Origin of the sequence: Pseudomonas sp. TREG-RG-20F-10-E-6-01, assembly GCF_022662455.1 — a bacterium.
Lineage (GTDB): Bacteria > Pseudomonadota > Gammaproteobacteria > Pseudomonadales > Pseudomonadaceae > Aquipseudomonas.
Window position 1 is genome coordinate 15,797 of the sequence record NZ_JAKNQP010000013.1, and the last position, 22,793, is coordinate 38,589.

A 22,793-nucleotide genomic window follows, 5' to 3' on the forward strand; every position below is an offset into this window, starting at 1 on the left:
TCAGGCGCTGGCGTCCACCATGCCGTGGCGCACCGCGAGCAGGGTCAATTCAACATCACTGCTGATGGCGAGCTTCTCGAAAATGCGATAGCGGTAGGTGTTAACGGTTTTGGGCGACAGGCAGAGCTTGTCGGAAATCGTCTGCACTTTCTGGCAGCCGACGATCATCAAGGCAATCTGGATTTCCCGCTCCGACAGCGCATCAAACGGCGAGTCGCTGGTGGGCTGGAACGATTTGATAGCCAACTGTTGGGCAATCTGCGGGCTGATATAACGCTGGCCGGCAAATACCAGGCGAATGGCTTGCACCATCTCCGCCAGGCCTGCGCCTTTGGTCAGGTAACCGGCCGCGCCGGCCTGTAGCAGACGTGTAGGAAAAGGGTCTTCCTCGCACACGGTCACCACCACGACTTTAATGTCCGGATGGCTGCGCAACAATTTGGTAGTGGCACCAAGACCGCCGATCCCAGGCATCTTGACGTCCATCAAAACCACATCGGGTTTCAACTCCCGGGCCTTGATCAGGGACTCCTCCCCTGACTCGGCCTGACCGACTACTTGCAGGCCATCGATGTCAGCCAGCATTCGTGTAATGCCTGTACGAACGAGATCATGGTCATCGACTACTAGCACCCTAATCAAGCAGACACCTCGCGATATGGTCTTATAGGTTGCTGAACACCTTAGCAAAAAACCATGGCGCAGACCTAGCTGCAAGCGTCATATATATAGAGTTTACGCACGCTATCGGTGCCCGACTTGCGCCGGACAGCCGATTTTACTGAGCAAAAGGTCAGCTTTGCGTGAGAGCCGACTTGTGTTTTCCGTTCTGCGACACGGAGTGTTCCGCCAGTGTGGCGGTCAGTCGGCGGATAGCGTCCTGATCTTCCTTGAGCATGACCCGGTAGTTTTCCAGGATTTTTTCTTCCAGCTGACTGAGGTTTTCCAGCTGCATAGGCGTCGGGCTTCCCGTCAGCACATATAAAACATCTACACCACGCTGAGCCACGCGTGACAGGTAGTCCGCCTTGGGTGCGCGGCCGCCGCTTTCGTATTTGCCTTGGGCATTTGCCTCGACGCCGCCGATTTCACCAAAAACTTTCTGCGACAGGCCAAGACGTTCTCTTTCCTGTCTTAAACGCGAACCGATTCCACTCATTTGGATGTATGATCCTGTCTGGCACACCCCAAGAGGTGACACACTCATCTCGTTTTAAACAAACTTGAACGGTTTTGAACTATGCCCGGTATTCGCACTGCTGCACAAGCCAAGGCCTGGCTGGAACATCAAGGGAAGTCAGTTCAAGCGTTTGCCCGTGAGCACGGCGTTGATCCGGCCACAACCTATCAAGTGCTCGCCGGGCGTAAAAAAGGACGGCGTGGGGAAGCCCACAAGGTGGCGGTCCTGTTGGGCATGAAAGAAGGGATTATCGTGGATGAGCCGGTAGCCCTGAACCGCGACCCGGAAATCGTTTCCTGACCGCAGTCTGCGCCTAGTGGCAAGACGTGCCTGTTTAGTCCGATGGACCTGCCCGACACTCGCGCTCCATGCGCCAGAAGCAACCCTCTTCCCCAACGATGCTCAACCCCAGGCGCTGATACAACCTGCGCGCCGGATTGGTTTTGAACACCGTCAAGCGTAAAAGACCCAGCCCCTGCGCGCGCGCCTTGAGCGCCATCTGCTCGAGTACCCAGCTGCCTGCGCCCTGCTTGCGGTAGTTTTCGGATAAGTGCAATTCGCGAATGTACAGAGCACTGTTGTCACGGCTCAGGCTGATAAACCCCAACACCGCGTCGCCCTTGCAGATCATCCAGTTCTCGCGGCTGCCCCAGCCCACGTCAAAGCCATGGTCAGACCACACAAGACCGTATTGCAGGTAGTAACCCCCCATGGCTTGGTGGGTCAGCCTCCGCGCGAATGGCAAGTCATCGACAGTCGCGGTGCGCAAGTGAAACGTCACTTACAGCGCAACCACGTGGCCAGACCAGTGGCCGCCATCGCGGCGGGCAAGCACCAACGCGTCGCCAGTGCCCGGTGCGGCGGCCAGCACGCTGCCGTCCGCGGCCCAGATGGCGCTGCGCCCTGCGCAGGCCCAGCCGCCTGAAGGCCCGCCATAGTTGGCCATCAACACCAGCATGCGATGCTCGGCGGCATAACCCTGGAGCAGCGCGCTGTCCGCGGCGTAGCCACCCTCGCTGATCAATACGCCGGCGGCGTACACATTGGCGCCGGCCTGCGCGGCCTCACGTGGATGGCTGGCGTGGGAAAAGTCTGCGCAAACCGCCAGCGCAATACGGTCATCCGCCCATTCGAGGGCGGCCCCGCCCTGCCCTGCGACAAACGCCACGTCTTCACCCGGATGCAAATGCTGCTTGGTGTACACCGCCAGCGACCCGTCCGCCGCCAACACCAGCGCGGCGATCAACACGCCCGCCTCGGGCGCCAAACGGATCGGCATCCCCACCACCGCCGTCAACTGCAGCGCCTGCGCCTTCTCACGCAGTGGCGCCAGCCGTGCATCCTCTGGCGCAATCGCCAGTTCAGCGGCCAGCGCCGGCTCATAGCCGGTCAGTGACAGCTCTGGAAACACCAGCAACTGCACACCGTGCTCCGCCGCCGCCTGCATAAACGCCAGGTGCCGCTGGATATTGGCCGGCACATCGCCTGCGATTGAAGTGGTCTGAGCAGCAGCAAGGGTCAAGGCAGTCATGGTCGCGTCCAAGCCATCAATATCTAAGTGTCAGCAGCATATCGACACTCACCCCATAGCCGTAAGTACCTCAAGCGATAGAAATTACTGATTGAATCCACCCGCGTGCCTCTAGTAAGCTCCCCGCATCATTTGGAGACACACCATGTTGCAACTCACCCACACTCAGGTTTGCCCTGTTGCCAGCGCCTCGCGCTCGGTGTCGGCTACCCGCGTGAACGGTTTGAGCGCACTGGTCAGCTTTTATTTTGGGTATTGGTTTAGCCACTGGCGCGCCTGATACCTGAAATCGGCGCCCACTACTCAAGGGGTCGCCTGCCAGAGAAATCTAACCCCCGGTCGGCTCCCCGACCGGGGGTTTTGTTTTTTCAGCCCTTACTCATTTTGCTTCACACCGAACACTAAAAGGACTCACGACATGAACTACGCCACCTATTACCGCTACGACACCTCCACTGCATGGCGATTTAGCAAGCTCCGTTCGGGACAGCCTGCCGCCTCCGATCGGTCACCTATTGGTGGCAAGCCAACACACGTAGCCAATACGGCCAATTGTCGAACACCCCAGTAGGGCAGAGCGCGCGGGAATCGCCCGCCGCTTGCCCAGGAAGCCTTGAATATGAACTCTGCCACCGCCGCCTTGCCTGTTGCCAACCTGTCCAGCGCCAATGAAGCCCTGACCCAGCGCCTGCCCAGCTCGCTTGAACTCAAGCACCAGTTGCCCCTCAGCCCGTTCCTCAACGAACAGATCCACGCCCATCGCCAAGCCGTGCGCGCCATCCTCAACGGTGAAGACACCCGTTTGCTGGTGATTGTCGGCCCGTGCTCGATCCACGACCCCGAATCGGCCATGGAATACGCACGCAACCTGAAGAAGCTCGCGCTTGAAGTCAGCGACCAGATGCTGCTGGTGATCCGCGCCTACGTGGAAAAACCGCGCACCACCATCGGCTGGAAAGGCCTGGCCTACGACCCGCACCTGGACGGCAGCGATGACATGGCCGCAGGCCTGACCCTGTCGCGCGAACTGATGCGTGAAATGCTGCGTCTGGGCCTGCCGGTCGCCACCGAGCTGCTGCAACCCATGGCCGCCGGCTACTTCGATGACCTGCTCAGCTGGGTCGCCATTGGCGCTCGCACTACCGAATCGCAGATCCACCGCGAAATGGCCAGCGGCCTGGGCATGCCGGTCGGCTTCAAGAACGGCACCGACGGCGGCGTCGCGATTGCCTGTGACGCGATGCGCTCGGCGTCACACCCGCACCGCCACTTCGGCGTCGACAGCCAGGGCCATCCGGCAATCATCCAGACCCCAGGCAACCCCGACACGCACCTGGTGCTGCGCGGCGGCCACCGTGGGCCAAACTACGATGCGCAAAGTGTGGCGCAGGTAAAACACGATTTGGCCAAGTCCAAAGTCGCGGCGCGGATCATGGTCGATTGCAGCCACGCCAACAGCGGCAAAGACCCGTTGCGTCAGCCGGCAGTGTTCAACGACGTGCTGGAACAACGCCTGCAAGGCGACACCTCGCTGATCGGCATGATGCTCGAAAGCCATCTGTTCGAAGGTTGCCAGCCGTTGAGCGCGTCGATGAAATACGGCGTATCGGTGACCGATGGTTGCCTGGGCTGGAGTGGCACCGAGCAGCTGTTGCGTGGTGCGGCTGAGCGGTTGCGGGAACACCACAAAGCTGACTGACGGATGGAGATCAAAATGTGGGAGCTGGCTTGCCTGCGATAGCGGTGGATCAGTCAGAAAACCTGGCGCTGATAGACCGCATTCGGGGGCAAGCCCCCTCCCACATGTGTACGGTGTTTGGGTCGGGAAAGTGGATACAACGCCTCATCAAACTGCGCCAGTTTCGCAAACACCAAGGGCTGCTCACTCGCCAGCCGTTGCAGTTTCTGCGCATACCCCAGCAGAAAATCCCGCCGCTGCAATCGATTGCTTCTTCACCCCCAGCCGTTGCTCCAGGGCATACACCAGATAGTCAGGGTTCTCCCGCGTGGAAAAATCCGCCGCCGACGCTACCGGGTTCCACTGCATGGCGTACAAGTCACTGAAATGATCGAGCCGTCCGGGTCCATTTCCGGTTCCGATGAAAACAGCAGGCCGGTGTAGTCGTGGAGGCTGGGTAAAAATCGCGCTGCGGCGGCCCTGGTCAACCACCCTGCCCCGCTGCATCACCACCACCTCATCGGCAATCGCGCGCACCGTGGCGACGTCGTGGGTGATGAACAGGCAAGCCAGCTCCCACACTGGATGTTCATTGGCTGGTCGATCCCTAGGCCTGCCACCACCGCTCGATCAGCCGCAGCCCATCCAACTCACCATAAGGCGCGGTCAGCGGCCCGTGGCTGACGCGGTTCGAACGCGCCGCCACAGAGCTGGCGAACAGCGGCACAATCGCGCCGCCATCGTCCCGGCACAGGGCCTGCATTGCGTTGTACATCTCTTGGCGCAGCGGCGCGTTCATCTCGCCACTGGCCGCCGTGAGCAGTTGGTTAAAGCGCGCGTTGTCCCAGAGGGTTTCGTTCCAGGCTTTGGCGTAGCCGATGCTGAACATGCGGTCGGCGGTCAGGCTGCTGTACCAGAACGAGGTGGTGAACGGCTGCTTCATCCACACATTGGAGAAGTAGCCGTCGGCCGGCTCGCGCACCACGTCAATGTCGATACCGGCCTGGCGCGCCTGTTCCTTGAACAGTACCGAGGCGTCCACCGCGCCGGTGTAAGCAGCGTCGCAAGCTTGCAGGCGCACCTTGAACGACTCCACCCCGGCCTCGCGCAAGTAGAAGCGCGACTTGTCCGGGTCGTAGCGGCGCTGCTCCAGCGCAGCGTTGATAAAGCGGCTGCCCGGCTGGATAGGGTGGTCGTTGCCCACCAGGCCATAACCGTGCAGCACCTACGCCAGCAGGGTTTCGCGGTTGATCGCGTGCTTCATGGCCATGCGAATGTCGTTGTCGTTGAACTCGTTGCTGTCGCACAGCATCGGGAAGGTGTAGTGCTGGGCGCCCTTGGCTTCTTCAATCACCAAGCCTGGGTTGCGCTTGAGCAACGCCACGGTTTTCAGGTCGACTTTATCGATCACATCGACTTGCCCGAACCCGGGCAAGGTAGAGACGCGAGTCATCTGGGTGATTACGCCGCCAACGTTTTGAGCCGCTTGCGCCAGTGGATGGCGTGGTTCGACCGCTGAGCGATGTCACGGCCACTTGAATACCTCATCGACCGGCACGCGATAACCGGTGGCCAGGCGGTTGGTTTGATTGGCCATGCCGACCACCGCCTGCAACTCGCCGAACATCGCATCAGTCATACCGGCCTTGCGCGCGGCGGCCGTGTGGGAGGCGATGCAATACGGGCAATTGTTGGTCACGCTGACGGCCACGTAGAGCAACTCCTTGGTCAGCGGATCCAGTGCGCCGGGGGCCATGATTTCCTTGAGGCTTTCCCAGGTGCGGCGCAGGGTCGGCGGGTGGGCGGCCAGGCATTTCCAGAAGTTATTCACCTGGTCAACCTTGCGCGTCTGCATGATGTCGTCATACACCGCGCGCACCTCGGGGCTGGCGTCGGCGTATTCGGTCAAGTGTTGGGTCATGGCATGTTCCGGGCTGACAGTGGGTGTTCTGGAATACCGTGCGGCAGCTGTCTGTGGCAAGTGAAGCCGCATTTTTTATTGCGGGCGAGACTCGTGACTTCTGGTAATAGAGTCCTTTTCGGGTTCGACGGTTTTTCCGAAGGAACGTCGAGGGGATACTCGACTCCATTGTTCACACCCCTTCAGGAGTTACAGATGTCTATCCCTACGCAAAACGTTCCCGCCTTCGGCCTTGGCACCTTCCGCCTGCAAGGCCAAGTGGTAATCGACTCAGTGAGCACGGGCCTGGAACTGGGCTACCGCGTCATCGATACCGCGCAGATCTACGAGAACGAAGCGGATGTCGGCCAAGCCATTGCCGACAGCGGCGTGCCGCGTGACGAACTGTTCATCACCAGCAAGATCTGGATTGCCAATTTCGCCGAAGGCCAGTTGATTCCCAGCCTGCGTGAAAGCCTGCGCAAACTGAAGACCGACTACCTGGACCTGACCCTGATCCACTGGCCGTCGCCGGAAGACCAGGTGCCCGTCGCCCAATTCATGGGCCAGTTGCTGGAAGCCAAGCGCCTGGGCCTGACGCGCCAAATCGGTATTTCCAACTTCACCATCGACCTGATGAAGCAGGCGATTGCCGCGGTGGGCGCCGAAAACATCGCCACCAACCAGGTAGAACTGCACCCCTACCTGCAAAACCAGAAGGTGGTGGATTTCGCCACCGCCCACGGTATTCAGATTACGTCGTACATGACCCTGGCCTACGGCGAAGTGCTCAAAGACCCGGTAATCCAGCAGATCGCCGAACGCCACCAGGCCACGGCGGCGCAAGTGACCCTCGCGTGGGCCATGCAATTGGGCTATGCGGTGATTCCGTCGTCCACCAAACGTGCCAATCTGGACAGCAACCTCAAGGCCCTGCAACTCACTTTGAGCGCTGCCGACATGGCGCAGATCGCCGACCTGGAGCGCGGCCATCGCCTGACCAGCCCTAAAGGCATCGCCCCGAAGTGGGACTAAACCCCGGCCGCCGGCGTGCGGGATAACTCCCGCAGCCACGGCAATACCCGCAGGCCCCGGTGGGCCTCGGGTGGGTCGATGATGTCCATGAAGTGCTCGAGGTTGACGGTGTCCGGCATGCCGGGCAGCCTGACCAGCAGCGTCGGCGGTACACCGCCTGGAATATCCAGGTCCTGGTGGTCATAGACCAGTACATGATGCACCTCGGGCTGCGGCCCGTCGGCCTGGGCGGCCAACCCCGCATTAATGATCAGTACGTCGAATGGCTCGGCCGGGATGGCGGTAAGAATCTGGACTTCTTCAAGGGTTTGCACCGGAACAATCCGGTGGTACCCCAGCTGGTTGAGCATTTTTTCGATGTACAGCCGCTGCAGGTGCTGTTCATCGGCAATCAGGATGGTCAGTGCTTTGTTCGGCATGGCAAACCCCTGGGCAGGCTGTGCTCGTCAGTGAGCGTGGCCCATTTTCCAGACATATCCCGAAGACAAAATCAGGTATGTTCCTCCTTCATGTAGGAGTTCTCCCAAATCCACTGAACGGCGCTCAACCGCGCTCAGCACCGAGCGTAAAGCTGCTCAAGCGCCGATGCAGATCGTCGAGGGCTTCGATTACCGCTTCAATCGCCGTGCCCAGTGCGTCGCGCTCCTGGCGCTGACACACCTCCTCAAGCCTTTCACAACGGGTTATCAGCGTCTGCGCCTTGACCAGCCGTGCGCCGCCCTTGGCGCGGTGGGCGAGGTCATGCAGTTCGTGAAAATTCAACTGGCGGTGCAGCACCGGCAGCAGCGCGCGGTCTGCCTCAAGGCTTTCAAGCAACGGTATCAACAGTTCATTGAGCGCCACGTCATCGTCACCCGTCAGCGTGATCAGGGCGCTCACATCAAATGTCTGCTCAACCTCAGATACCCCAGGGCTGGTCGCAAGCGCGGCCAGTGCCGAGCGCAAGTCCTCAAGGCCGGCAGGTTTGAACAAACAGGTATCCATGCCTGCCTGTCGGCAGCGCTCGGTTTCCTCCGGTTGCGCGTTAGCGGTAAAGCCCAGCAGCAAGCACGGTACCAAGCCTTGCGCACGCTCCTGCGCGCGGATATCACGCGCCAGGGCGTAGCCATTCTTGAGGGGCATGTTGCAATCGGTGATCACCACATCCGGTTGCTCGGCTTGCCAGCATTCAAGCCCTTGCACACCGTCTTCGGCCAGCGTGATGCGATGCCCCAGAAAGCGCAGTTGGCGCGCCAGCAGCAAGCGATTGGCCGGGTAGTCGTCCACCACCAAAATGCTCAATACACGGCCCGGCCGGACCACAGGCGCCGGCCCAGCACGCTCGACCGGCACTGCGGTGGCCCTGGCCAACGTCAACGTCATGTCCACTCGCGTGCCCTGCCCGGGCGCACTGCTCAACTGCAGCGTGCCGCCCAGCATTTCACACAGACTGCGGCTGATCACCAGCCCCAGCCCCGAGCCGCTGCGCGCTGATTGTTCGGTGTTGCTGCCCTGGAAAAACGGGTTGAACAGACGCTGCTGGTCTTCACTGCTGATGCCGATGCCGGTGTCTTCCACCCACAACACCAGTTCCAGATGGCCAGTGTCAGACCCCGGTGCACTGCGCCCGCCCAGACGTACCTGGCCCTGGGCCGTGAACTTGATTGCATTGCTCAGCAGGTTGGACACCACCTGCTTGAACCGCAAGGAGTCGATCAGCACCGGATAATCAATCAGCGGGTCGAGTTCCACCTGCAACGCCAGGCCTTTGGTCCGCGCCAGCCCCTCGAACACCCGCGCCACCGAGGTGAGCAATTCATGCAGATTGGCCGGCGCCAGGGTCAGGGACAAGTGACCGGATTCGATCCGGGAAATATCCAGAATATCGCCAATCAGCTCGAGCATGCCGCGCGACGCAACCGAGGCGACCTCCAGGGCATCGCGGTCGACGCGCCCCTGCTCGGCATTGGCGAGCGCCAGTTCAATCATGCCGATCACCGCGTTCATCGGCGTGCGAATCTCATGGCTCATGGTGGCCAGAAACGTGGTCTTGGCGCGGTTGGCGGCATCGGCGTCTTCCTTGGCTTCCTGCAACTGGCCCAATAACCGTTGGCGTTCGCTCACATCCACCCAACCGGCAATCATGCCCACCACGTTTTCGTCCCCATCGCGGTAGGGCAGCATCCAGTGGTAAATGGTCAGCACCTTGCCACCCGGCAACGTGAGTAGCCGGTCATTGATCTGCGGCTCGCCGCGTTCCATCAACCGCAGGTAATCCTCATGGAAGGACCGCGACTGCACAGGGTTGCCGCTGTCGGCTTCTATCACGGTCTTGCCGATCACTGCCTCGGACTTGAAGCCGAACACGTCCAGATAAGCGCTGTTGCACGCCATCAGCCGGCCCTGGCGGTCGCGCACGTAAATCGGATAAGGCGTGCCGTCGATCAATACACCCATAAAACGCATCTGGTCGCTCAAGGCCCGTTCCGCCTGCGCGCGTTTGCGGATCAGGCTGCGCAGGTAAATAGCCCAGCCGGAAGTGATCAACAGCAACAACGCCGCCAGCCCAAAGCCTTGAATGATCGCACTGCGGTGACGCAACCAATGGTCCTCAATGATCACATCCGTGCGCCATTGGCTGACCAGCTCATCCATCTCCTGCGGAGGGATACTCAGCAACGCTTTGTCGAGTATCGAGTACAACTCCAACTGGCCGCGATTGACCCCGAACGTCATGCGTGCCGGCTCGGCGCCGACGGTACTGGTCACGCGCAAGCGGTCGCGGTACTGCTGGGCGATCAGGTAACGCGCATTGATCAATGAGTTGACTGCTCCTTCGGCAGCCCCGCTGGCCACCAGCGCCATGGCTTCGGTGGGGTTGCGCGCCGCCACAAAGTTAATCCCTGGGTAATCGCGGTGGATGACGTCGCGCACGGCATTGCCACTGCTGATCGCGAGGCGCTTGCCGACCATGTCCTCCAGGGTCATCGTGCCGGGGTCGTCATTGCGGGTGACCAGCACCACCGGGTTGGTCAGGTAAGGTCGAGTAAAGCGCACCTGATCAGAGCCTTCGATACTGGGGGTCACCACCGCCATCATGTCGGCCCGGCCTGTACTGACCGCGTCAATTTGCTGAGGCATCGAGCCGCCGGAAACGACATCGAACTTCAAGCCGGTACGCAAGCTGATCCGCGACAGAACATCGGCACTCAAGCCCTCCAGTCGCCCTTGCGCCGTAAAGGACGCCAACGGCAGCATCTGCTCGGACGCCACCACCCTGACCCGCGGGTGTTTCTCCAGCCAACGCTGCTCACTGGTGCTCAAGTGCAACCGCTCGGCACCGAGCAGGCCCAGGTTGTCACCGTTCCAACGACGCAATATTTCCATCTGTTCGTTCGCCGGGATCGCCCTCAGCGCAGTGTTGATGATGCGCAGCAAGCGGGTGTTGTCCCTGAGCACGGCAAAGGCGAAGGAATTGGATTCCAACGTGGAAAAATCCGCCATTTGCACATTGTTCAAGTGGTTGCGGTTGATCTGGTAATTGGCAGAGATGGCGTCGCCCAGGTAGACATCGGCGCGACCGAACGCGACGGCGCCAATGGCTTCGAAAATAGACGGAAACAACTCCACGTGAGCCTTGGGGTAAAAAGCCTCTACCACGTCGGGCGGCATGTAGTGATAGAGCATGGCGATGCGTTTGCCAGCGAGGCCGACACTCAACGATTGGCTGTCGCCGGTGCGGGTAACCAGCACCGGCTGGTCATTGGCGTAGGAACGCGAAAGCACCAATTGCGGGTCGCCCGCCTCAAAACCATTGGACGTCCCAAGCAGGTCAATGGCGCCTTGCTTGAGGGCTTCGAGCACTTCATCGCGGGTATCGTAGCGCCGCACCTCAACGCTGATGTTCAGCGCTTGGGCGAGCAACCCGGCATAGTCCGCCGTGATGCCTTCGATTTCGTCGTTGTTGTTGGTCAGTTCGAAGGGCCCGTAGTCGGGCGCGGAAACCCCCATCAGCAACACACGCCGCCCCCGCAACCACTGCCAGTCAGCCTCGCCCAGCGTTACGGAGTGACCATTGAGGCTGGAGTGCCCCAGCAGGCGCAGATTTTGCGGCTGATCAAGGGCACTGGCCATCATCGGCAGCAAGCCCATCAACAGCGTGATGATGAACCGTCGCATCGGCGCAAGGATCATGTCTGATCAGATCAGATGATTACGCTGTGCAAACTTGGCCATGTGGACCACAGACGACATGCGCAGCTTCTCCTTGAGTCGCGTCTTGTAGGTGCTGATGGTCTTGTGGCTGAGTAACATCTGATTGGCAATTTCGTTATTGCCCAAGCCCAGGGCCAGCATCTGCAACACTGCCAACTCGCGATCTGACAGGGCTTGCACCAGTTCCTGCTCCGTGGACTGCAGATCGTCACGGCGCACCGAACTGCTCGGCAAGCTGGGAAAGCAACTGTAGTTGGACATCACCGCTTTGATAGCCTTTTGCAGCTCATCCAGCTCACCGGTCTTGGCCACGAACCCCATGGCGCCGGCACGCATGCAACGCGCCGAAAAAAACTCCGGAAGGTACGAGGTCAGTACCAGAATCTTGCACGGCAGGCCCAACGCCTTGACCCGGCTGATCACCTCAAGCCCCCCCAGCTTCGGGATCGCCAAATCAAGAATAATCAACGCCGGACGCCCCTCTCTGGCCTTCTGCACAGCGTCCGCACCGTTGCCCGCTTCATCGATTTCGGTGAAACCTTCCAGCGTCAGCAGATGCCGGACGGTTTTACGGATAAACGGATGATCATCAACTATTAGCGCTTTAGTCATAAAACTCCCCTGAGAGGATAAGTACCCTTACACATCACACGGGACACAGGTACCTGTGAGAAATGACAGTGCCGACCAGCGGTGCTGCACCTACTCAGGACAATAACCAGGCTGTTCCTGGTCCCTTCGATTGAAACCGGCCGAACACGTACAGCCAAACCGATGCCGCCGGCTAGCTGCAAGCGCGCAACCTTAGCAACGAAATGACGTTTCATCCGAAGGGATAGTCCCAAGCGTATGTAGGACTTTTCCTCACAAAACATGACCAAGCCAGCGCCTGGTCATGCGTGAGGCGCGCCGGTTAATCAGTGGTGCTCGGGCTCCAGAAGGCCTGCACCACCAGGGTCGATGTGGAAATACGCGCTACCAGCGCATCCAGTTCATCGCCGTCTACCGAGGTCGCGACCAGGGTGGCCTCGATCTCCACCTCTTCACTGCCAAACGGCCGGACGTCAACGTCGCTCGCCGGGTAGTTGCAGCGCGCCAGCTCGGCTTCGAGCAACACCATCACCGCCTGTTGCTGGCTGCGCCGCGCGATGACATAGAGGATGTTGGTCACCTCCGCCGACACCACGTCCAGAGGCTGGCGGTTGATGTTGTTGACGATCGGCCGCAGCAGCGTGTTGGCCGCCAGTACAAACAGCGTGCCCAGCAGCGCTTCGAGGATCAGGTCGGCGCCCGCACAAGCGCCCACGGCTGCCGAGGCCCACAGGGTGGCGGCAGTGTTGAGCCCGCGCACGTTGCCCTCTTCGCGCATGATCACGCCAGCCCCCAGAAAGCCGATGCCCGAGACCACGTACGCGACCACCCGAACCGCGCCTTCAGCGCCGCCCAGCCGGTTGGCCATGTCGACAAAAATCGCCGCGCCCACGGCCACCAGCACATTGGTGCGCAAACCCGCCGTGCGCTGGCGGTACTGACGCTCGAAGCCGATCAAGCCGCCGAGGATAAACGCCGCGCTGAGGCTGACGACAGTATCGACCAAAGAATTGAGGTTGATGTTGTTGATTGCTTGCATAGGAAATCCTCCCTGTTTATTGCCAGCCAAACTGACGGATATAGATACCCTTGGCCCGCCCACCGTAAAAGGCAGGCGCGTCCGTAGCAGCCTGAATGCTTTCAGGTGCTGGTCAGCGTCGATGAGAGGGATGCAGGCAGGTGCCAGGACTGGCCGCTGCCGGAATGCCGCTTCTCGCTTTTTTCAGGCGAGACAACGGCACAGGAAGAATGCGCGTTATCTTGCCAAGGATGTGCCGGTTACTGAAACCGGCCGACAACTGTCACTCGAACAAGTACCCACTGAGGGTCTCCGCTATTGATGAAAACGCGCGGAGTTTACGCCGCGTTTTCGCGTGAGTAAACCGTAGGAAAGTTTACCGATGACCAACAGGCCGCTTCTTCAGCGCGAGTTCAGGAAGCGTTTTCCAGGCGTCATCCCGATCAAAGGTGGGAGGGAAATGGTCACTGCAGATCAGGTCTATGTACATCGGTTATGACAGCGTACCCGGCCGATCACGCTCGACCTTTTCCAGGTACTCATCCATCCGCCCACCCGCCAACGCCTTGAGCTGAATCGACACCGTATTCACCTGCCGCCCCATCGTAATTCCCTCGCGGGTGCGCACCGGCACATACCCAAGCTTGGGCCAGAACCGCTCGGCCTTGGTGTTGCCGACCACCACCGTCAGACGCAGCCATTGGGCGCCTTTGCTCGCAGCCCAGGATTCGAGATCGGCATGCAACTGTCGCGCAAGCCCGGTGCCGTGCAAACGCGTATGCACCAGCAGCAATCCGATATGCCAAACCCCGGCGGCGAGCAAATCCGCGGCAATGTTCACCACGGCGACCAACTGATCCTGCGCATCGCGGTAACCCAGCCAGTACATCCGGCTGCAGCGCCACCCTGCCGGCAAATAGCCCTGCAGTTCTTCGCGCGCTTCAGTCGGCCCGGCCGGCTCGCCATTGACCGCGATGAAATAGGCCGGCGCCTGTTCGAAAAAATGCTGCAGCTCAGCCGCATCGCTGCCATGCAATTCAACCACCCGGATGCCCGCGACGGAGCAGCCCGGCAACGCCTCAACATCAACGTCCATGTTCACTTTCCTTCAGTCATCGCGCGTCAGCACTTCCAGCAACTCGATTTCAAACCGCAGGTTGCTGTTGGGTTTGATGTGCGCGCCCATCGAACGCTCGCCATACGCCAGGTGCGCCGGTACACACAATGTGCGTACACCGCCGACGCGCATGCCCATCAAGCCCTGGTCCCAGCCTTTGATCACGCGCCCGGTGCCGATCACACACTGAAACGGCTTGCCGCGTTCCCAGGACGAATCGAACACCGTACCGTCTTCCAGGGTGCCGGTGTATTGAGTGGTGATCAGTGCGCCCTTGACCACGGTTTTACCGTCGCCCAGGCGGATGTCAGTGATCTGAAGGTCTTGGTTGCTCATGGGATGCTCGTTGAATACCAGAAGGTGGGCGTTTTCCCAGAATCACCGGCGTTTGGCAAGCACCCGCGCACGGCCCAACGGAGTGCGGACAGCAATGCCCCCCTGCCCGCTCGCAGCCATTCAAGGCGCCGGGCGCAAGCCCATGTGGAGTTGCAGCGCCTCGATCAAATGAAATTGATAGAGATAGCGCTCGTGTTGGAGCGGCTCCCACCGATCAATAAAAAAGTGCCCGCGCTCGTCCACTTGAATCGGCGTGGTGACAATGTCGCCGCTGCGCGAACGATGCACCAGCAGCGTCTGGTCGGGCGCCGGGCGCTCGATCAAAAAATGCCCGGCGTGCGTGAGGCGTGAGCGGTCGGCGGGCTTGAACGCCTCCGGCGGCTTGCGGCCGGCCACCGCCACATCAAGGGCAAAGTCACTGCGCATCGCCACCCATTCATCGGGGCGCAGGGGCCTGTTGGCCGCCTCCCATTTTCCCGCCCGCAAGCCGATAGGCTGGCCGGGCGCCACATCGTTGACATGCAGGCTGATGGCGCCCTGCAACTTTGCCAGGCCAGGCACGCCCAGGAACGTGTCGGTGTGGGTGTTGCCCATCAACGCCACCCAGCGATGCGGACCATGTGCAGCTTGATCCTGAGTGATGACCTCATTGGCAAAATAGCTGAACATCGCCGTGCGCGACGTTCCTTTATCCGGCATGCCATCGACGCAGTAACTGGCGAAGCAATCCAGCGCACGCACGCGAATCTTGTACTTGGCGGCAGTTTCGATCACCGCGGTGTAAGTGTGCGGCCCTTTATAGCCCAACATGTGCCCACGGTCCTGTATCCGCAGATAGTCCTTGAGCGCCTTGGACATCGGACTGCCTTGGTACAAGGCATCAAGGTCCGCCTGGTGCAGGTCCGTCAGCAGGTGCTCAACATAGAGCGTCTTGACCTTCATGGTCTTCAATTCCTTGATCAACAGCGCCTTGCTCGATTGCATGCTGTGCGCCTCGCCGATCAATACCCCGTTTGAATGGGCATAGGCGCGCTCGAAGAACTCACGCGCGGTGAGGCCGGGTGACAGCTGTGGCTGCGGCGCCGCAGCGGGTGGCACGTGGTCTTTGAAATGCGCGCCGGCCGCCGCGTCGAGACGTTCGCGAGTCCGCTGGAAGGCCGTGTAGGCCGGTCGAAGCGCCGGGTTGCCGGGGAAATACCGCGAATCCAGACCCTTTGGCGAATCTTTCAGCGTGCGCAATGCTTCACGCAGCGCAGAGGGCATCTCGAACACGCTGTAGCGGTGCTGCGACGGGGGCGGCAACGCCTGCGCCTGGGGTTGGGTGTAAGCGGTCTGCAGGGTGATCTTGAAATCAGCCTTGGCCAGCGCATCATCGGGAATCGAGCCGGGCGTGTCTTTCCACACCCCGACCGGCGTGCCGACGCTGACATCCTCGACACGCAGGCTCACGGCGCCGTGCAGGTCGGCCAGGCCGGGGACTTGCTCATGGGTATTCATGCGTCGGTGATCCACCAGTGCCACCCAAGCGTCGTCAGGGTTGGCCGCCACGTCGGCGGCGATCACCTTGTGGGAGTAGAAGTTGCGCAGACGGTTCTCGCGAGGCGTGAGCACCGAGGTGGTGCCCCCCGCCAATGCATCGTCCAGATAGTAGGAGGTGGACGCATCCAGCGCCCTCACCTCAATGCCGTGATCAGACGCCGCCTGCACCAGCGCCTGATAGGAATAGGCGCTGTCCTTGGGCATGCCCAACGCTTTATCGACGCTCTTGAGGTGCGTGTCGATGCTCTTCGACGCCTTGGCGGTGTGGCGTGTTTCCAGCTTGGCCCTAAACACATCGGCGGGCAGGTACTCGATGTACAGACGCCGCACGCCGTGGTCATGCAAGGCTTGCAGGGTGTCGATCAGGAACTGCTTGCTGGCAATCGAATCCACGCTCGCGCCGATCACCAGCCCTTTGCTTTCACTGAGCAGCTTATGCAGGATGACTTCATGCAGGGCGTCAGGCTCAACACTCAGTACATCGGCCCGGGGAACAATCGGGGCCAAGGCATCAAAGTAAGCGTTGGCGTCACGGGTCAGGTTGTCCACTGCCGTGCCATACGGCGCGCGCAGGTGGAACAGCTGCTTGCCCATGATGTCCCTGGCGATCTGCTCGCCATACGGGTCGGCGATGCGCGCGAAGGCCGCCTCCACGGCGCCAGGGGTCACCACATGCTCCAGGTCTTTCAACAACGCCTGCGGGGTTTCGTAACGCTCCAGCGGGCTGACGGCGACGGGCAGTTTTTCATATTTGGGTGCGCCACCCGCAACACCGGCACGCATCCACTGGCCTTGAGTATTACGATGGACCAGCCGGCCGGTGGACTGCAATTTCCCGGTTGCAGCATCCTGCCTGAGCAGCAGGAAGCGCCCCAGAGCGTCGGGCGTTTTGCGGGTCCATAACGCCTGGCCTTGGAACATCACCGCTTGCAGATCATCGAAGGCCGGCGTTGGCGCCTCCAGTTGTTTGATCAACGACAACGCTTGTTCCTGCGGCGCGGTATGCAGCAGCGGACGTATCGGCTTGCCCAACGGGCTGATCAGCGCCGGGCGCAAATCAGTGAATACCGCGCCGGCGCTATTGAGCAGGTAGCCAAGGTAGTGCCCGAAGGCTTCACCCATCTGCCCCTGGTTGTACGCGTGCAGGGCGAGCATCCCATCCTTGAAAGCCAGCGACATGCCCAGGCTCAGGCTCAGCACCGGGTAAGGCGCGGTGGCGATGGCAACGAGGGGTTCGATAACGCTCCACACCAGGTCCATGATCATGTGCGCACGGTTGACGGAGGTTGCCTCGACGTCGTCTATCTTGCGCTGCAGCTTGGCGTCGTACAGCGCCTGGCGCAGGTTGAGCACTACCGTCTCGCGACTGATCGGGTCATACCGGCCAGGGCTGGGATGGCTGCGGTCAAGGGTCTGCGGCAGCTGCTTTCTGGCGGTTTCCAGAAACCCATGCACGCGGGCCTTTGCCTGCGCGCCCACCCGCTCGGCGAGGTAACCGACCATGCCATCCACGTGTTTCAACACATAGTTGAACAGCCGCGCGTGGCGAAAGGTGACGCCATCCGGCGCATTCGGCGTGTAGAGCAGCACCGGGTCATGCCCGCGCTTGAACAGGAAGGTGTCGATCACCCATTCGCCGTCCACAAACAGCCGGTGCACCTGGTAACTTTCGCGCACCTGGTCGGAGGTATTGCCCAGGCTCTGCAGGCAGGTGTTCAGCCAGTCCAGGTCAGCCTGGGAGATGTGGCCTTGCAAGCGTGATTCGAGTGCAGCGTTGCGCATCTGCAATTGGCTGATGGCCAGCGTTGCGTTACGTCGGAACACATAGCCGGGGCTGCTGGGGCTTTGCAGGGTGTTGCGCACGTGGTCGACATAGCGCTGGCCGATCCACACGCCCCGCACCGAGCGCGACACCGCTTCAGGCGTCAAGCGGCTGAGGTCGACGCCGGCTGGGCCGGTAAAGGTCGCCGAGGTTTCAAACTTGGGGTCCAGAAACCCCACGCTGTCGTGATAACCGTCGCGCAACAATCGGGTGTACGTGACAGAGTCCGGCGTCGTAAGCCCGGGAAACGCCTGGGGGTAATGGACGTGGACCGTATTGGGGTCGACGTCCTGCGCGGCACGCCCGAGCAGCGCGTTCAGGCGAATTTTGGCCTGTTCATGCACAAAGCTCGCAAAGGTCGGGAACAGCGCCTGGCCGTGCGGATCGGCATGGTAAGTGCGCAAGGCGCCCTCGGTGTCCTGCGCCAGGCCGGTGAGCGTCTGGCGCTGCGCCTGGCTGGCCGAACTGAACCACAGCGGCGTGGCGAACGTGAGATCGTCGCCCATCGTAGCCAGCATGTGTTGCGCCAGGGCTTTGAGACCGGCGGCGTAATCGGCAACAAAGGTGAACCTGACCTCGTGGTACTCCTGCGCATGCGGTTTGAGGCTCAGGCCGGTGAGAATCCGTTGCATGGAGGGGCGAAAACGCAGCGACAGTGTACTGAGGACATACCCCTTCATGGCGGGCTGGGTGCACCAGCCAAGCAGGTGCGCCTTGCAACTGGCCTCGGTGTCAAACGCCTGGAACTGCGTCGCGCTGGGGGCCTCGGGCGTGCACAGCAACAGGCGTTTGACCTCACCCTTGGCGTCCGTCTGACGCAGCAGCCACAACCCATTGAGCTGTGCCTCATGCAGCGACACGGTAGCGGCGCTGAGGTTTTCGCCGCGGCCCTCACGCAGAGCCTGAATCAATGCGTAGTCGGCCTCGCTCAAATGGTGTTGCAACACTGCCGTGTACGCCAGGGCGTTGAGCCGGTGGTCGAACATCGATTCGATCGCCTGCTTGACCACCGGGCTGCTGTGGCTTTCGTTTAGCACCGTGGCAAACGCCAGGCGCGGTTGCAGGCGGCCCAGCAAACTCGCCAGGTAGGCCGGCGTCAGGTCCTGATACTCAGCGTCCAGCGGCGTCTGGTCATAGGTCAGCGTGGTTCTGGTGAGGAAGTCCGACCCTGGCGCCTCATCGCCCTTGTGCAACCCGCGCAAGGCCAGCAGGGTCAGGCTTTGTTGCTGCTCGTAGTCGCCCACACCCGCCACGCTACGCCCGGTGCTGACCTGCAGCAGATCGGGGTCCAGGTCGTGGATTTGCAGCTCGGCGGCCAAGTGCTCGACCACCTGATAACGCGCCAGCGCCGGCGGCGTGGCGGCCGGGCCCAGCAGGTCGAGCATCGTCGCGCGCGCCTGGTTATAGCTGGCCAGCAATTGGGCCAGCAGGGTTCGTTGCGCAGTATTGGCGCTGCGATACCAATCCGGGGCGCTGTAGCGCAAGCAGCGGTCAAGCAAGCGCTGGGCGTGCAATGCCAGGCGCGGACCGAGGTCGGGCAGCGTCGTCTGGATCGCCAGATCGAGGTCAGCCACCACCTCGCGTGCCGTGCGCCCCGGGTTCCCCACCAGGTCGAGCGCCCAGTCGATCTCCTGCTCACGCTTGGCCGTCAACGCGTCAACCGTGTGCTCGAACAGCGGCTCAGCGTCGATCGGTTCCAGCGCCAGCGACCAGATGCCGGCCGGGCCCAAGGCTTGGTAGCGTCTGGGCAGCAACGCCATGATTTCGCTGCGCCACGCCGCGTTGTCCATGGCGTTCAGCAGGTAACGGTCGAGTTCTTCCAGCGAGTTGAAGGATTCGATCCCGCGCAGCGGGTTGAACATCAGCACGTTACCCACCGATTCGCCGCCGGTCAGCGTGCTCACCTGGGGATGCTTGAGCGTGGTCAGCACAAACGCCCCGGCGAACTCAATGCGCCGCGCCTGGTAGGTAAAAGTCAGCGCATACAGGCCGGGACGAAACGCCGGACCCAGCGAGATTTGCGTGATCTGGCGCGCCATCTCCGGGTGCAGCAGCCGGTCGTTGAGGTCACGCTGTGCCTCCTGTTCCAACGCGGTAATGCCCGCTTCGTTGCTGAGGAAACTGCGCAGCCCCTTGCCGTTGATCACGCTGTGCCCTTGCATCGCTTGCACTTGAGCGTTCAACTCGCGCCGCAGACGCGCCAGCAATGCCTTGCCGTCGGCATGCTGCAGGTCGGCGGTTTCCAGGGGCTGGTACAGCGCACGCAGCGTGGCGGCGAGCGCCTCGCAGTGGCTTCGTAGCGTGCGGTGCAAACGCTGCAAATAAGCCTGCTCGGCGCCGACAGGTTGCTCGGGCAACAGCGGCGCCGGCTGCTCGAACACGTGATGGCCGATCTGGTTGAGGTAACCCTTGATCTCGCTGAAAGAAGGAACGGGTGTGGCAGAAATGGCGGTGCTCATTGGTCGTGGCTCCATGCGATGAAAGAGTCATCAGCATGGAGAACGGCCGGTACGCGCGGTGTTAGATAGATAGTGGCGAGGGCGCGTGTTCCCGCGCCACGGTTATATCGTTGAGCCTTGTCTGAGTGGCAGGGCCGCGGCAGGCTTTACAGCCAATGCCAGAACCGGCTCCAGAAGCCCCGCCCCAAATCATCCTTGCAGCCTGCATATTGCGCCGCATACATCTGCGAGCGCGCCTGCACTTTGCTGGCCACTGGCGGCAGCCAGGCTTTGGCGGCGTAAGTGCGCTGGCGGTAACCGCCCCAGCCTTCGTGATAGTTCAGGTACTGGCCGTAGGCGTCGTATTTGTACACGCCGTTGATGGTGTAGGTCTTGTCCATGTACCAGCCGACAAAATCGATAGCGTCGTCGAAGTCCTGGCGACTGGCGCCGCTGCGGCCCGTGCTTTTGCGGTAGTCGTTCCACACTTCATCCTTGGCCTGGGCATAGCCGGCGGCAGTAGAGACGCGGCCCCAGGGGATGATCCACAGCAGGTATTTGCGCGGCGCCAGGGCGTCCTGATGGAAACCGGACTCCTGGTACAGGATCGCGAACGGCACCTGGATCGGCACACCCCAGCGCTTTTGCGTGACTTTGGCGGCGTCGTACCAGTCGCCCTTTTCACGGAAGATGCCGCACAGGTCATTCGGCGTGCGTGGCGGCGAGGTGCCGCACGCCGCCAGCATTGAGGTGAGGAGTAACAGTCCGACGGCTTTGCCTGCGCTCAAGGGGCACCTTTGCGTGATTCGCGTAAAAGGCCGCTATTTTACGCATTCATTCAGGCACATAGGTTATCGGCTTCGCTCTGTGACCTGTGGGAGCGGACTACACCTGGCCCACAGCAGTGATGTTGTCGCGAATGTTCATGAATGCGCCTCGGCAAATTCCACCGGCCCACCCAGCCAGCACCCTTGAACCTACCCCGCCGCGTCCCGGCGAAACCGCAGGGAAATCTGCGACGGCCGGATCATGCGCAGAATCGGGCCATGAAAGATTGGCAATCGAACTGAAGGAACCCAATCAACTGTGGGGGCAAGTGTGACCCAGGCATGTCAGCCGCGCCGCCACTCATCCGGCGACCTACCCAGCACACACCGAAACACATGGGCCAGGTGCGACGGTGATTCATAGCCGACGCTGTTGGCGGTCTCCAGAACCGACATGCGCGTATGCCGCAGCAGTGAGTGATGAGGAAGAATGGCTGCGTTGCGGCGGCACGCACACGAACTGGCGGTCGAGCACCGACGTGCTGCGCCCGCTGTCTTCGTCCTTGAAGCCCAACACGCCATGCTCAGGCACTGCACGGGAATGGAGCGCTGACACTCGCATGTTTGGTGTCAGTGAAAAGCGGCGTCCCTGCCGCTGACACGGTTAAGCCAAAGGTACGCGGCGTGTGGTCAACGCCGTGCGGCCGACGAAGAAGCTCAGGGCCGCACCCAACAGCAGCATGGCCAGGGTGCTCCAGGCTGCACGCGAGAGCTGTTTGGCGGCGACTTCGCCCGCTTCACGGGCCTTCTGCTCGGCCTGTTGCTTGAGCTCATCGACCTTCTGCATGGCTTGCTGATAAGCCTGCGCATAGTTGTCGACGATTTGCGTGGCTTGCTCTTTGCTCTTGCCGGTACGAGCCGCAACGATGTTGACCAGCGCGTCTTTATCCGCCGCATTCAACGCAGGTTCACCGGAGGCTTTCACGCGCTCGAACCACTGCTTGAGCTGATCACCGGCCTGGGCCGGGTTGGTCGCGGCATCCGTGGCCGTTTGCTTGCCATCGGCGGCAGCCTGGTCGGTTTTCTGCTCGACATTGGCCGGGTCCAGTTCAGGCTTGCCACTTTGCTTGAGCAAGGTGTCGAGTTGGCCTTGCAGGCTGTTCCAATCCAGGTGGATGCCCTGCTCGTCCAGCTGCTGCTTGACGCTGTCGCTGATGCCTGGCGCTGCGGCGGCGATGCCGCTGCCGGCAGCCGACAGGCCTTTGCCGACAACATTGCCTGCCGTGCCCACCACACTTGACGCCAGCGCCGCCAGCAGCCAGGTGGTGAACAGCGTGGTCAGCGTCCAGGTCAGCACGCCATGCAAGCCGCCGCGATCCGGCGCGGTACGCCCCGCCACAAACGCACCGACGGCAATGGCGACCAGCGTCGACACGAACAGCCAGATCCCGGCGCCCGTGCCGAAGCCACGCAACGGGTTACCGGCTTGCATCGGGTCGACCGCGCTCGCGCCGATGGCCGTGCCCAGCACGCTGAGCACCAGGTAGGTCACCAGGGCAATTGCACTACCGGCCAGCACAGAGCTCCAGGACACGCGAAACGGTGAACGATTGGTTTCATAGACAGTGGTCATGATTAATCCTTTGA

Annotated in this window: 19 protein-coding genes and 3 pseudogenes; 3 read left to right on the forward strand and 19 right to left on the reverse strand. The window is 61.3% G+C overall.

Features of this window, described 5'->3' with window-relative positions; translation table 11 throughout:
* Positions 1–642, reverse strand: a complete 642-nt coding sequence (uvrY, locus tag L8K08_RS25680; protein ID WP_003190387.1) for a UvrY/SirA/GacA family response regulator transcription factor — start codon at positions 640–642, stop codon at positions 1–3.
* A 151-nt stretch (positions 643–793) separates the two neighbouring features.
* Complete coding sequence (locus tag L8K08_RS25685) at positions 794–1,159, reverse strand: helix-turn-helix transcriptional regulator (RefSeq protein WP_242200771.1); 366 nt, start codon at positions 1,157–1,159, stop codon at positions 794–796.
* Positions 1,160–1,240: 81 nt separating this feature from the next.
* Here L8K08_RS25685 and L8K08_RS25690 point away from each other — a divergent pair, with 81 nt between their 5' ends.
* The gene (locus L8K08_RS25690) at positions 1,241–1,480 is read left to right on the forward strand and encodes a DNA-binding protein (protein WP_106579986.1); all 240 of its coding nucleotides are present in this window, start codon (positions 1,241–1,243) and stop codon (positions 1,478–1,480) included.
* A 34-nt stretch (positions 1,481–1,514) separates the two neighbouring features.
* On the opposite strand, the gene L8K08_RS25695 is transcribed toward L8K08_RS25690, so the two are convergent.
* Positions 1,515–1,961: a GNAT family N-acetyltransferase gene (locus tag L8K08_RS25695; RefSeq protein ID WP_242200773.1), complete on the reverse strand. Its 447-nt coding sequence runs from the start codon at positions 1,959–1,961 to the stop codon at positions 1,515–1,517.
* The gene (locus L8K08_RS25700; protein WP_242200774.1) at positions 1,962–2,711 is read right to left on the reverse strand and encodes a carbon-nitrogen hydrolase family protein; all 750 of its coding nucleotides are present in this window, start codon (positions 2,709–2,711) and stop codon (positions 1,962–1,964) included.
* A 619-nt stretch (positions 2,712–3,330) separates the two neighbouring features.
* Between L8K08_RS25700 and L8K08_RS25705 the strand changes: the two genes are divergently transcribed.
* Positions 3,331–4,410 carry a 3-deoxy-7-phosphoheptulonate synthase gene (locus L8K08_RS25705; protein WP_242200776.1) on the forward strand — a complete coding sequence of 360 codons (1,080 nt, stop codon included), beginning with the start codon at positions 3,331–3,333 and terminating at the stop codon, positions 4,408–4,410.
* 53 nt (positions 4,411–4,463) lie between these two features.
* Here the strand turns inward: L8K08_RS25705 and L8K08_RS25710 are convergent.
* From L8K08_RS25710 to L8K08_RS25725, 4 genes and pseudogenes are all read right to left on the reverse strand, one after another.
* A pseudogene (locus L8K08_RS25710) lies at positions 4,464–4,773 on the reverse strand (hypothetical protein); the annotation flags it as partial.
* A pseudogene (locus tag L8K08_RS25715) lies at positions 4,740–4,973 on the reverse strand (ABC transporter); the annotation flags it as partial. The pseudogenes L8K08_RS25710 and L8K08_RS25715, both read right to left, overlap by 34 nt.
* 23 nt (positions 4,974–4,996) lie before the next feature.
* Positions 4,997–5,884, reverse strand: a pseudogene (locus L8K08_RS25720) (ABC transporter substrate-binding protein).
* Positions 5,885–5,914: 30 nt separating this feature from the next.
* Positions 5,915–6,310, reverse strand: coding sequence for a carboxymuconolactone decarboxylase family protein (locus tag L8K08_RS25725; protein ID WP_106579962.1), 396 nt, complete (start codon positions 6,308–6,310; stop codon positions 5,915–5,917).
* Between the two features lie 195 nt (positions 6,311–6,505).
* Between L8K08_RS25725 and dkgB the strand changes: the two genes are divergently transcribed.
* Positions 6,506–7,324 carry a 2,5-didehydrogluconate reductase DkgB gene (gene dkgB, locus L8K08_RS25730; protein WP_242200779.1) on the forward strand — a complete coding sequence of 273 codons (819 nt, stop codon included), beginning with the start codon at positions 6,506–6,508 and terminating at the stop codon, positions 7,322–7,324.
* Here the strand turns inward: dkgB and L8K08_RS25735 are convergent.
* From L8K08_RS25735 to L8K08_RS25785, 11 genes are all read right to left on the reverse strand, one after another.
* Complete coding sequence (locus L8K08_RS25735; protein WP_242200782.1) at positions 7,321–7,743, reverse strand: chemotaxis protein CheY; 423 nt, start codon at positions 7,741–7,743, stop codon at positions 7,321–7,323. The two genes, dkgB and L8K08_RS25735, sit on opposite strands and share 4 nt — an antisense overlap.
* 124 nt (positions 7,744–7,867) lie before the next feature.
* Entirely contained in the window at positions 7,868–11,497 is a 3,630-nt protein-coding gene (locus L8K08_RS25740; RefSeq protein ID WP_242200785.1) for a transporter substrate-binding domain-containing protein, read from the reverse strand.
* Between the two features lie 6 nt (positions 11,498–11,503).
* Complete coding sequence (locus tag L8K08_RS25745) at positions 11,504–12,130, reverse strand: response regulator transcription factor (protein ID WP_106579958.1); 627 nt, start codon at positions 12,128–12,130, stop codon at positions 11,504–11,506.
* A 301-nt stretch (positions 12,131–12,431) separates the two neighbouring features.
* Positions 12,432–13,148, reverse strand: a complete 717-nt coding sequence (locus L8K08_RS25750; RefSeq protein WP_119735498.1) for an MgtC/SapB family protein — start codon at positions 13,146–13,148, stop codon at positions 12,432–12,434.
* Positions 13,149–13,620: 472 nt separating this feature from the next.
* On the reverse strand, positions 13,621–14,223 hold the full coding sequence (locus L8K08_RS25755; RefSeq protein ID WP_242200786.1) for a GNAT family N-acetyltransferase: 603 nt from the start codon (positions 14,221–14,223) through the stop codon (positions 13,621–13,623).
* 12 nt (positions 14,224–14,235) lie between these two features.
* A complete protein-coding gene (locus tag L8K08_RS25760) occupies positions 14,236–14,580 on the reverse strand; it encodes an FKBP-type peptidyl-prolyl cis-trans isomerase (protein ID WP_145163437.1) in 345 nt (114 codons plus the stop codon).
* Between the two features lie 120 nt (positions 14,581–14,700).
* The gene (locus L8K08_RS25765) at positions 14,701–20,400 is read right to left on the reverse strand and encodes a membrane-targeted effector domain-containing toxin (protein ID WP_242200788.1); all 5,700 of its coding nucleotides are present in this window, start codon (positions 20,398–20,400) and stop codon (positions 14,701–14,703) included.
* A gap of 146 nt (positions 20,401–20,546) precedes the next feature.
* Complete coding sequence (locus tag L8K08_RS25770) at positions 20,547–21,167, reverse strand: hypothetical protein (RefSeq protein ID WP_242200790.1); 621 nt, start codon at positions 21,165–21,167, stop codon at positions 20,547–20,549.
* Positions 21,168–21,491: 324 nt separating this feature from the next.
* A complete protein-coding gene (locus tag L8K08_RS25775; RefSeq protein WP_242200792.1) occupies positions 21,492–21,602 on the reverse strand; it encodes an AraC family transcriptional regulator in 111 nt (36 codons plus the stop codon).
* Entirely contained in the window at positions 21,565–21,768 is a 204-nt protein-coding gene (locus L8K08_RS25780) for a hypothetical protein (protein ID WP_242201039.1), read from the reverse strand. Before L8K08_RS25780 ends, L8K08_RS25775 begins: the two co-directional genes overlap by 38 nt.
* Before the next feature lie 42 nt (positions 21,769–21,810).
* The gene (locus L8K08_RS25785) at positions 21,811–22,779 is read right to left on the reverse strand and encodes a hypothetical protein (protein ID WP_106579945.1); all 969 of its coding nucleotides are present in this window, start codon (positions 22,777–22,779) and stop codon (positions 21,811–21,813) included.
* Positions 22,780–22,793: the final 14 nt, after the last annotated feature.

What these genes read in the sequence shown, in the direction of transcription:
- L8K08_RS25775 (WP_242200792.1), bottom strand. Translation starts at nt 21,602, where the DNA reads ATGTCGGTTCTGGAGACCGCCAACAGCGTCGGCTATGAATCACCGTCG.
- L8K08_RS25755 (WP_242200786.1), bottom strand. Translation starts at nt 14,223, where the DNA reads ATGGACGTTGATGTTGAGGCGTTGCCGGGCTGCTCCGTCGCGGGCATC.
- L8K08_RS25725 (WP_106579962.1), bottom strand. Translation starts at nt 6,310, where the DNA reads ATGACCCAACACTTGACCGAATACGCCGACGCCAGCCCCGAGGTGCGC.
- L8K08_RS25785 (WP_106579945.1), bottom strand. Translation starts at nt 22,779, where the DNA reads ATGACCACTGTCTATGAAACCAATCGTTCACCGTTTCGCGTGTCCTGG.
- dkgB (WP_242200779.1), top strand. Translation starts at nt 6,506, where the DNA reads ATGTCTATCCCTACGCAAAACGTTCCCGCCTTCGGCCTTGGCACCTTC.
- L8K08_RS25735 (WP_242200782.1), bottom strand. Translation starts at nt 7,743, where the DNA reads ATGCCGAACAAAGCACTGACCATCCTGATTGCCGATGAACAGCACCTG.
- L8K08_RS25765 (WP_242200788.1), bottom strand. Translation starts at nt 20,400, where the DNA reads ATGAGCACCGCCATTTCTGCCACACCCGTTCCTTCTTTCAGCGAGATC.
- L8K08_RS25700 (WP_242200774.1), bottom strand. Translation starts at nt 2,711, where the DNA reads ATGACTGCCTTGACCCTTGCTGCTGCTCAGACCACTTCAATCGCAGGC.
- L8K08_RS25745 (WP_106579958.1), bottom strand. Translation starts at nt 12,130, where the DNA reads ATGACTAAAGCGCTAATAGTTGATGATCATCCGTTTATCCGTAAAACC.
- L8K08_RS25740 (WP_242200785.1), bottom strand. Translation starts at nt 11,497, where the DNA reads ATGATCCTTGCGCCGATGCGACGGTTCATCATCACGCTGTTGATGGGC.
- L8K08_RS25705 (WP_242200776.1), top strand. Translation starts at nt 3,331, where the DNA reads ATGAACTCTGCCACCGCCGCCTTGCCTGTTGCCAACCTGTCCAGCGCC.
- L8K08_RS25690 (WP_106579986.1), top strand. Translation starts at nt 1,241, where the DNA reads ATGCCCGGTATTCGCACTGCTGCACAAGCCAAGGCCTGGCTGGAACAT.
- L8K08_RS25760 (WP_145163437.1), bottom strand. Translation starts at nt 14,580, where the DNA reads ATGAGCAACCAAGACCTTCAGATCACTGACATCCGCCTGGGCGACGGT.
- L8K08_RS25750 (WP_119735498.1), bottom strand. Translation starts at nt 13,148, where the DNA reads ATGCAAGCAATCAACAACATCAACCTCAATTCTTTGGTCGATACTGTC.
- L8K08_RS25780 (WP_242201039.1), bottom strand. Translation starts at nt 21,768, where the DNA reads ATGCGAGTGTCAGCGCTCCATTCCCGTGCAGTGCCTGAGCATGGCGTG.
- L8K08_RS25685 (WP_242200771.1), bottom strand. Translation starts at nt 1,159, where the DNA reads ATGAGTGGAATCGGTTCGCGTTTAAGACAGGAAAGAGAACGTCTTGGC.